Annotated in this window: 4 protein-coding genes; 3 read left to right on the forward strand and 1 reads right to left on the reverse strand. The window is 44.0% G+C overall.

Annotated elements, in window-relative coordinates; genetic code table 11:
• Window positions 1-283 precede the first annotated feature (283 nt).
• On the reverse strand, window positions 284-901 hold the full coding sequence (locus AACS90_RS18910; RefSeq protein WP_099121120.1) for a glutathione binding-like protein: 618 nt from the start codon (window positions 899-901) through the stop codon (window positions 284-286).
• 126 nt (window positions 902-1,027) lie between these two features.
• On the opposite strand from AACS90_RS18910, the gene yfcD reads away from it, so the two are divergent.
• The 3 genes from yfcD to AACS90_RS18925 all read left to right on the forward strand — a co-directional run bounded on the left by yfcD (window position 1,028) and on the right by AACS90_RS18925 (window position 9,601).
• Window positions 1,028-1,546 (forward strand): NUDIX hydrolase YfcD, encoded by a 519-nt coding sequence (gene yfcD / locus AACS90_RS18915; protein WP_099121121.1) that lies wholly within the window; start codon window positions 1,028-1,030, stop codon window positions 1,544-1,546.
• Window positions 1,547-2,427: 881 nt separating this feature from the next.
• Window positions 2,428-3,435: a DUF6347 domain-containing protein gene (locus tag AACS90_RS18920; RefSeq protein ID WP_099121122.1), complete on the forward strand. Its 1,008-nt coding sequence runs from the start codon at window positions 2,428-2,430 to the stop codon at window positions 3,433-3,435.
• A gap of 178 nt (window positions 3,436-3,613) precedes the next feature.
• Entirely contained in the window at window positions 3,614-9,601 is a 5,988-nt protein-coding gene (locus tag AACS90_RS18925) for a type I polyketide synthase (RefSeq protein ID WP_099121123.1), read from the forward strand.
• The last annotated feature ends 128 nt before the right edge of the window (window positions 9,602-9,729 follow it).

Below are 9,729 nucleotides of genomic sequence, written 5' to 3' on the forward strand. Positions count from 1 at the left end.
CAAAAGCGGGTATATCAGGGATCTCTCAGGTACACCAACTAGGCGGTATCCTGAAAAACGTAAAGTATAGTCAATGGCTGACTATAGCAAGGGATGATGTACGCAGCAGCGAGATATGCTGTTATCTGCTATCGACATCAAGTTTTCAGATGAAAAATTCACGTGGGTAAATGATTAGGCCCGGTATATTTCGGGCAACTTCACGATGACAAAGACGTGACCCCGATAGCATAAATTATGTTACCGGGGTAAGTGCAGCTAGCAAAAAATCAGTTTGGAGAGCTTACTTATTGTAGACGGCCTGCGTTGCAGGACGCTGGCTGATCTTTTCTAACCATTTTTCTACAGCGGGATAATCCTGCAAATTAATTTTTTGATATTCATAGCAATATGCCCACGGATAAGTGGCAATATCCGCGATACTGTATTCATTGCCGCCGAGATAAGATGTTTTTTCCAGCTGGGTATTCAGTACTTTGTATAGCCGCTGAGTTTCTGTGACATAGCGATTTATTGCGTAGGGAACAACTTCAGGCGCATAGCGGTTAAAGTGATGATTTTGCCCGAGCATCGGGCCGAATCCCCCAACCTGCCAGAATAGCCATTGTAATTGCCGGATACGTTCCCGTTCATTCTGGCTCAATAGTTTCCCTGTTTTTTCCGCCAGATAGAGCAAAATAGCACCTGATTCGAAGAGCGATAAGGGTTCTCCTCCGTCGGCAGGTTGATGGTCGACAATAGCAGGGATTTTATTATTGGGTGAAATGGCGAGAAACTCTGGAGTGAACTGTTCATTGGCGCTTATATCGATGGGATAAATCGTATAAGGGAGGCCCACTTCTTCAAGAAACAGCGCGATTTTATGGCCATTAGGTGTAGGAGCATAGTATAGGTCTATCATATAACCTCTAGTAATAATAACGTTGGGATTAATGTTAGATTTATTACATTACCATTGTTCCTGTTTGGCTGTAAAATTCCACCGAAACAAAAGTCGGCATATATATTATTTAGTAAAGGTTTGAAGATGACTCAAGAAAAATCAGTAGATATTGAGTGGGTTGATATTGTCAATGAAGAAAATGAAGTCATCGCGCAGGCAACCCGTGAGCAAATGCGTAATCAAAACCTGAGGCATCGGGCAACTTATATTGTTGTACATGATGGCATGGGGAAAATTCTGGTTCAGCACCGTACAGAAACAAAAGATTTTTACCCCGGCAAACTGGATGCAACTGCGGGTGGAGTAGTTACGATGGGAGAGCATCTGCTTGAATCAGCCCGTCGTGAAGCAGAGGAAGAACTGGGAATTGCGGGAATTCCTTTTGCTGAACATGGCATCTTCTATTACGAAGAAGAAATTTGCCGTATATGGGGAGGCTTGTTTAGTTGTGTCAGCCGCGGGCCATTTGCATTACAGGAAGAAGAGGTATCTGCGGTTTACTGGTTATCACCTGAAGAAATTACATCCCGATGTGATGAATTTACGCCAGATTCTTTAAAGGCCCTTTCTCTTTGGCTGTCACGTAATAAAGATCTATCCTGATCCAATAAATATTCCCTTTCCATTGCGTATATACGCAATGAATTTCAAGATGCGTTGCGGCGGCAAGGGAGTGAACCCCGGGAGCATAGATAACTATGTGACCGGGGTGAGTGAGCGCAGCCAACAAAGAGGCAACTTGAAAGACGAAGTGTATAAGCAGAATGGAGCCATAACGCTTCATTCTGCTTAGCAAAATCTGATGTTAACTCCCGCTAAATACCAGTAGGAATGCAACCATATTATTCCCAGTAACCCTTACCGGCACTTTCGCCGTCTGTTGTGCCTTTTCCAAAACCTTCAAAATGACCAATTACATTAAAACCATTCCAAAATTGCATACTGCCCGCAAAAAATGTTACAGCAGAAGTGTAGGTAGTTCCGTTTTTATATAGAAAGTCAGTCTCATCAGAAAGCTCTAAGGATCATATTTGATAAACAAAAAATCTTATTTTAAATGCTGAATTATAACTCGTGGTTTTATCTGATAATGTTTTTTCTCAGACTTTATCTATACCTTTTAACCTTTCCTTTAACAGTTTAGCGAGAAAGCCAGATGTTTTTTATTTCCATTCATTAAGTCATGTTTTTTGTTCACCATATACTCCTGATATTTTTTATCTATCACATATTAATTAATCTTTTTTTGTGTCGAAATGGTGTTATTTGTTTGTTTTTAAAGAATAACTTGTGATTTTTCTTAGGTTAAAGTAATTTTTTAAATTGAAACAACAATGGATTAAAGGTATACCAATATCCTGTTACGTAAAACGTTAGTCGTTTATCTTTATAGCGACAAACATTATAAAATTTATAATGAAGAAAATAATAAATATACTTAATATAGGCTTCGTCTTTTAGGTTAGATTCATTAGGGGAGTGTTATGGCTTCATTGAATCACGAAAAAAATCTGACAATGGCCGATTTTTACAATGCCATTGTGCGTACCTTTATTGATGTCACCATTATTGGCGGAATTTATTTTTTCCTGTGTGGTTTACAGGGAGAAGCGCCTTCGGCCAGTGTTTATCTTATTATTTATCCTTTAGTTTCTATTGTTACAGTTACTTTTGAGATTATATTTGATAATGTCAAATCTGCTCCGGATAAATATAGTCATAAGACTCTATCAAATAATGTTAAAAAGTCAGGTATTCTGATAAACAAGAATGGCAGTGTTTATCGGCTATGGGGATTGATTATCCTCTATGCTGTTATGTTTTATATTATATTGGTCCTGCCGTTTTGTTTTGTATTACAGAGTATTTCTATTTCGTCACAATTAAATATTTGGTTAGCATTAATTGGCAGTTTTTTATTGATATCACTTTCAAGTTGTTTCATTGTATCCAGACTTAAATATTACGCTATTGAACTGTATGGTCAGCTATTCTCCGCTGAAAAAGGTGAAGTAAAAGAAGAAGACAGCGATTCTCATATAATATTTAATTATTTTTTGCCCTGGGCAATTATTGGTACTGCGATTGCAGGTTTATTGGCATATGGTTATTTTCGTGCCGAGAGTGGTAATTTTACCGATGTAATTACCGTTTCAGTGGTCGCCTTCAGCGCAGGCGGAACATCTTATATTATTTCTCTATGGATAGCTTATGTCACACAAAAACAAGCTATCCTCGATATTAAAGCAAATTTATTACATTTTGAAAAAGATGATAAGCTTGATGAATACTCAATGTATTTTCTCATTCATATCTTCAGTGGTGGTGTTATAACATTAATTTTTATTGCATCTAAATTTTTATCGATTGAGCATTTTTCTCTGATACAAATAATAGTTATTGAAACAATTGCCGGAGCAGCGGCTGCTATAGCGGGTTCATTAGCCGGATTATTAAGAGGAAGATCAAAAACGTTATCCGAAAAGGTTTAATTAATATTTTTGTCAGAATATCTTGCTAATCTATTTTGGCTGCGGGTATTTGAATACATATTCGGAAATATACTCAATAGATTGAGAATGATATTCCTGATAGCAGTGAAAACACTCAATACAGTGCATGAGATATGCGCTGGATATGGGATTGCTTTATTCAGAACGCGAGGGATGTATGTCCAGGACATATTTTTTGCATGACAGAAAAATTAATGGAGATATTGCGATTGTCGGGATGGCAACTCATTTCCCTGATGCCTCGAATTTATATCAATTCTGGGAAAACATCATAGGTAAAAAGGATTCGCTGATCGATATCACGGAGGTGTCAAAAGAAGAATATTGGAAAAAAGAAGACTTTTATCATCCAGACCCGACAGCCACTGATAAAACTTATGGTCATCGAGCCGGCTTTGTGCCCGCGATTGATTTTGATCCGGTAGAATTTAAAATTCCTCCTGCTATTCTCGATTCACTCAGTACCGCTCAGTTATTTGCCTTGTATGTGGCTAAACAGGCAATGCAGGATGCTGGTTTGCTGGATCAGCAAAACAGTAAAACTGACCGTGATCGTATTGGTGTGATTTTAGGCGGTGGTGGCAACGGCAATACATCATTTTCGCTGGCTGCCCGCCAACAGGCCCCTTATCTGCGTGAAATCATGACAAAGGCAGGTCTTTCCGAAGAAGTCGCTGATGAAATTATTGAACGTGCGCACGGAATGTATCTGGAATGGAACGAAGACAGTTTTCCGGGATTTTTGGGTAATGTGGCCTGCGGCAGGATCGCCAGTTATTTTGATCTTGGCGGGACATCCTATATGGTGGATGCGGCTTGTGCCAGCAGTCTTGCCGCAATCAAGGCCGCTATCGGGGAATTACATTCCGGTAGTTGTGATGCTGTCTTGACGGGCGGCGTCAATCTGGAAAACTCCATTTTTTCTTTCCTGTGTTTCAGTAAAACACCTGCCTTATCGAGAAATAACGTATCCCGCCCCTTCGATCAGAGTGCTGATGGCATGATGCTGGGGGATGGTGTGGGAATGCTGGTGCTAAAACGCCTTGAAGATGCAGAGCTGGATGGCGATAAAATCTATGCAGTCATCAAATCAGTAGAAGCCTCCAGTGATGGCCGTGCAAAGAGTATTTTTGCACCCCGTCTGGAAGGGCAGGTAAAAGCACTGAAACGGGCTTATGCCAGTGCAGGTATTATGCCGGCTGATATTCAGCTCGTTGAAGCACATGGCACCGGCACCGCTTCCGGTGATGATACTGAACTCAAGAGTTTGCACGCAGTCTTTGGGGAGTTTCAGCTTCCGCCGAAATCGGTGGCAATCGGCAGTATCAAATCCCAGATTGGGCATACCCGTTGCGCTGCTGGTGCTGCTTCTATGATCAAAGTGGCACTGGCATTACACCATAAGGTATTACCACCCACAATTAATGTGGAAAAACCGACAGATTTGCTGATGTCGGAAACCAGTCCGTTCTATGTCAACAGTGAATCCAGACCGTGGCTACGTTCGGTCAGAAATGCGCCACGCCGGGCGGCACTGAGTGCATTTGGTTTCGGCGGAACTAACTTTCATGCCATTCTGGAAGAATACGAGAAACAGGCAAATGGCCGTTATCGGCTGAATGAATCCCCCTGGGTTGTGCTGCTTAAAGGGGAAAACTCCGCTGAGTTACTTAAGCAGTGTGAAGCCACATTATCCCTCTTTACCCGTGGTTCAGCGGAAAATGCTATCCGCCGGCATCTTGAACAACAGGATATTGATAATTTACAGCGGCATCAGGCCAGAATACTGTTCGTTTCTCAGTCGACAGAGCAAACGGTGGAGCTGCTTTCCACTGCGATCAGGCAATTACAGAAAAACAGTACAGAAGGCTGGGAACACCCTCACGGGATCTATTATCAGCCTGAAGGAAAAATGCTGGATGGCAGAATCGTTGCTCTGTTTCCGGGTCAGGGTTCGCAATATGTCAATATGGCGCGGGATATTGCCAATGACTATCCTGAAATGCGTCAGGCACTGGAAGTGCTGGATGATGTTGCCGTCAGTGAATCAGGTCACGAATTATCCCCGATCATTTACCCTGTTCCGGCTTTCTCAGATGAAGAATATGCCGGGCAGCAGCAGCGGCTGACAGATACCGCTAATGCTCAGCCTGCACTGGGTGCAGTCAGTGCCGGTTATTTCAATATATTGGGAAATATGGGGTTCAGGCCTGATTTTGTGGCGGGTCACAGTTATGGTGAGGTAACGGCACTTTGGGCAGCGGGCGTGCTTTCCGACAAAGATTTTCATCGGGTTTCCCTTGCCAGAGGCAGAGCCGCCGCATCAGCGAGTCAGCTTTGTGGTACAGGTTCTGATGCCGGTGCGATGCTGGCGGCATCATTACCTCATGACCGGCGTGGAGAAATACTCCACCGTTATACAGGCGTTATTATTGCCAATGATAACTCTGAACAGCAGGTCGTCTTCGGAGGAGATACTGCTCAGATTAATCAGCTGCATAATGAATTGAAAAAACAGGGCATTCATTGCCGTATTCTGCCGGTATCTGCCGCTTTCCATACCCGGTTTATCCAGCCCGCTTATCAGCCTTATCGTGAATATCTGGCGGATATTAACTTTCAGTCACCGGAATGCCAGTTATTTTCCAGTGCAACGGCAGAACCTTATAGCCGCTCACCTCAGCTGATCAAAGAATTGCTGGCAGAGCAGCTGATAAAACCCGTCCAATTCCGCCAGACCATAGAAGCAATCTACCAACAAGGAGGGCGTTTATTTGTTGAGTTTGGGCCCAAAGGTGTTCTGGGCAAACTCGTGTCCGATATTCTGAAAAATCGTGAGCACACCGTGATTTCAACTAACCCCACCGATAAAGGGGAGGAGAGATTACAACTCGCCCGTGTTCAGGCCCGTTTGTTGGCAGAAGGTGTAAAACTGCGGGATATCAACCGGTATGTCCGTATTCAGCCTGTGGAAGAAGAAAAGAACAGACGTCTGACATTCAGATTAAGTGGCGGTTTCTTCCTGTCTGAAAAAAATAAAGCCCGGCGTCAGCATGCCTTACGTGTTGGCGACCATGCTGTTGTTGAGCGGTTTATCGCAGGATCTTTGCCTGTACAGGCAGAAGTTGAAAGTCCCCCTGTTTATGAAGTTGAAAGTAGAGTCGAAGTTATCGCTGAAAGTGATCTTAAAAGCGAGATTGAAACCGAAAAAATGGTAGAGCATAACCAGCCCGTTTCAGCCGAATTTATCCGACAGAACGTACTGACAATTATTCAAAAACGAGATAACCCTATGGAACAGAATAATAAAATAAGTGAAAGCCTGAATGCCGACACACTAAATGAACTGTTGCAGGCCCAGCAAGTGATGAGCCAACTACATCAGCAATTCCAGACAAATCAGAAAGAATATATTCAGTTGCTGAGTATGCTGTTGGAAAAACAATACAGTTTGATGGAAACCTGCCGGGATCATCAGAATCTGCCTGTGATGCTCTCCAGCCTGAGTCAGAGTGTTCAATTGTTGGATAAAAATCTTGAACTGTACCATACCAACCACGAGCGTTATTTCATGACTCAGCAGAGTCTGTTCCAGTCCGGACAGGTAACTTCTGCTATGTCATTATCGTCTATGCCATCATCGCCTAAGTCATCACCATCCGTTAGCCATGTGACGTCGCCGACTGTGAAATACTCTGCTCCGGTTAAGCCTGTGGAACCAGTTTCGACAACAGAGACAAACATCCACTCAGCAGAAAGAATGGAAGAGATTGTGGCTGTACGTCCAGTCGTGCCGGAAATGCCTCAATTGCCTGAAACCGAGGAAATGCCGGTTGCGCCGATGGTATCAATGGCTGCTTCCGAACCTGCCAATGAGCCTGTTAAGCCAGAGCCGGAACAGGCTGAAATCAAAGTAAAAGCACAAAAACTCACTCCGGAAATAGAAAAGCTGGTCAGGCGTCTTGATCAGATCACCGAAGAAAACATTATCAGCCAACTGGTTAATATCGTCAGTGAAAGAACGGGTTATCCGCAAGATATGATCAGCCCGGAAATGGATCTGGAAGCCGATTTGGGGATTGACTCCATCAAACGGCTGGAAATTTTTGGCGCCATGTTTGATGCCTTCTCGGCAAACCTGGAGTTGTACGGCGAAACATCAAGAAATAAAGACCTGGAAAACTTCGAAGTCGATTCACTGAGTACTATCGCCAGAATGAGTAGCTTCTTCAGGGAGATGGTTGATGAAGCGATTGCTGCCTTATATAGCAGGGATAATGGTTTGGGATCTGAGCAATCCTCATCACTGACAGAGAGCCATCCTGTTGAAAAGCAGCAGAAAGAAATAGTGGCGGACAGAGACGAGAAATCAGATAAATTACGCTCTCTGGGGTTCGTTACATCAACGACATCATCTGCGAGTGCCAATGTAAAAAAGCAGTTGGCTGAATCGCAACGGATAGAAACCTCTGCGGTTCAGCCTGTACTGAATCATCACACTGTATTGAATAAAGAAGCACTGAACAAAGAAACTGAAAAAGACCCTTTTGCTGCCTCGCCGGTTTCCCGTTTTGCCGTGGTCAAACAAGCATTGCCGATGCCGGAGCATTTGCAGGATGTTTTTTCATCCCCGAAATGCTGGCTGATCGTCGATGAAGAAACAGCCGGTTCGACTTGTGCGAATACTTGTGCGAATAGTATTGCTGAGTCACTGAAAGCGCAGGGCCAGAGGGTCGTTATTATGTCACTGAGACGGGATCAGGCATTAATGAGCGATGAATCGCTACTGGATGCCGCCCTGACAGATATTGAACAGCAACATGGCCCTATTGACGGCGTTATCTATTTACAGGCGGTCAAACAGCAAGTTAAGGGGCTGGCTGAAGTATTCAGTGAGCAGGATTATCGTTCAGTTGAGACAACTTTTCTGCTGGCTAAACGCCTGCAAGGGAGTCTTACCGGTGATGGGAAAAGATCGGGGTATTTCATGGTAATTATGCGGGGGGATGGCGAACTGCTGACCTCTGGCCGTGAATACTTACCTGTCGTTTCTGCGGGTATCACCGGGCTGACAAAATCGCTGAACATTGAATGGGCTAATGTTTTCTGCCGGACAGTAGACATTGATGTCAGAGTCAAAGACAGCGATGTGGCAAAAATAGTGATGGAAGAACTTCAGGACAACCGGACTGAGATGGGCGAAATCGGGCGTGGCGTGAATAATGAACGCATGACATTAGCACTGAGGGAAGAAAAAGCACTCTCAGTGACACCCGAGATGCAGGTCAGCCCCCGCGATGTTCTGGTTGTCACCGGAGGTGCCCGCGGCATAACTGCACACTGTATTACTGAACTGGCAAAACAGAGTCAGGCGGCGTTTATCCTGCTCGGGCGTACTGATATTACCGCACCGCTGCCGGTATGGTCAGCAGGTAAAACAACACTGCCTGAACGTAAAGCCGCAGCCATTGACTACCTTCAGGAACAAGGTATTCAGCCGACACCGGTGAAAGTGAATAACATGCTAAGCCGCCTGATCCATATTGACGAGATTAATGCCACATTACAGGCTATCAGGCAGGTGGGGGCACGGGTGATATATCTGCATTGTGATATTACTGTGCCGGAACAAGTGAAAACTGCACTGGAGAAAGCACAGCAGCAATTCGGTCAGATAACGGGGCTGATTCACGGTGCTGGTAATCTGGCGGATAAGCGGATCGAAAAGAAAACGCTGGCCGATCTGCATTCAGTTTTTCATGCCAAAGTAAGGGGGCTTGAAAATGTGTGTCGCGGACTAGACTGCACATCTTTGCGCCATATCATCCTGTTTTCATCAGTTGCCGGATTTTTTGGTAATGCGGGGCAGACTGATTACTCACTGGCGAATGAAATACTGAATAAATTTGCTTACCTGCCGTTCCGGAACAAAAACAAACAGATAATCCGTTCAGTGAACTGGGGGCCGTGGGATGGTGGAATGGTCAGCGATGTTCTTAAGCGGGCCTATAAAGCTCAGAATATGGTGATTATCCCGCTTGAAGAAGGAGTACAGCGTTTTGTCCGTGAGTTCTGCGACTCCCGCACACGCCAGATTACTATTGGTGGAAGAATGTATATGGCCCCGAAAAAAATGACACCATGATATTTCAACAGATTTCAGGGTGCGTCGTAGTGGTAAATGAATGTGACCGACAAAAAAGCACCTTGAAAGACGAAGTGTATAGAAAAAATAATTATGGCTTGTAAATAATAAAATAATAGACCTGAGCG

The organism is Xenorhabdus sp. KK7.4, from assembly GCF_963876465.1.
GTDB classification, from domain to species: Bacteria; Pseudomonadota; Gammaproteobacteria; order Enterobacterales; family Enterobacteriaceae; genus Xenorhabdus; species Xenorhabdus stockiae.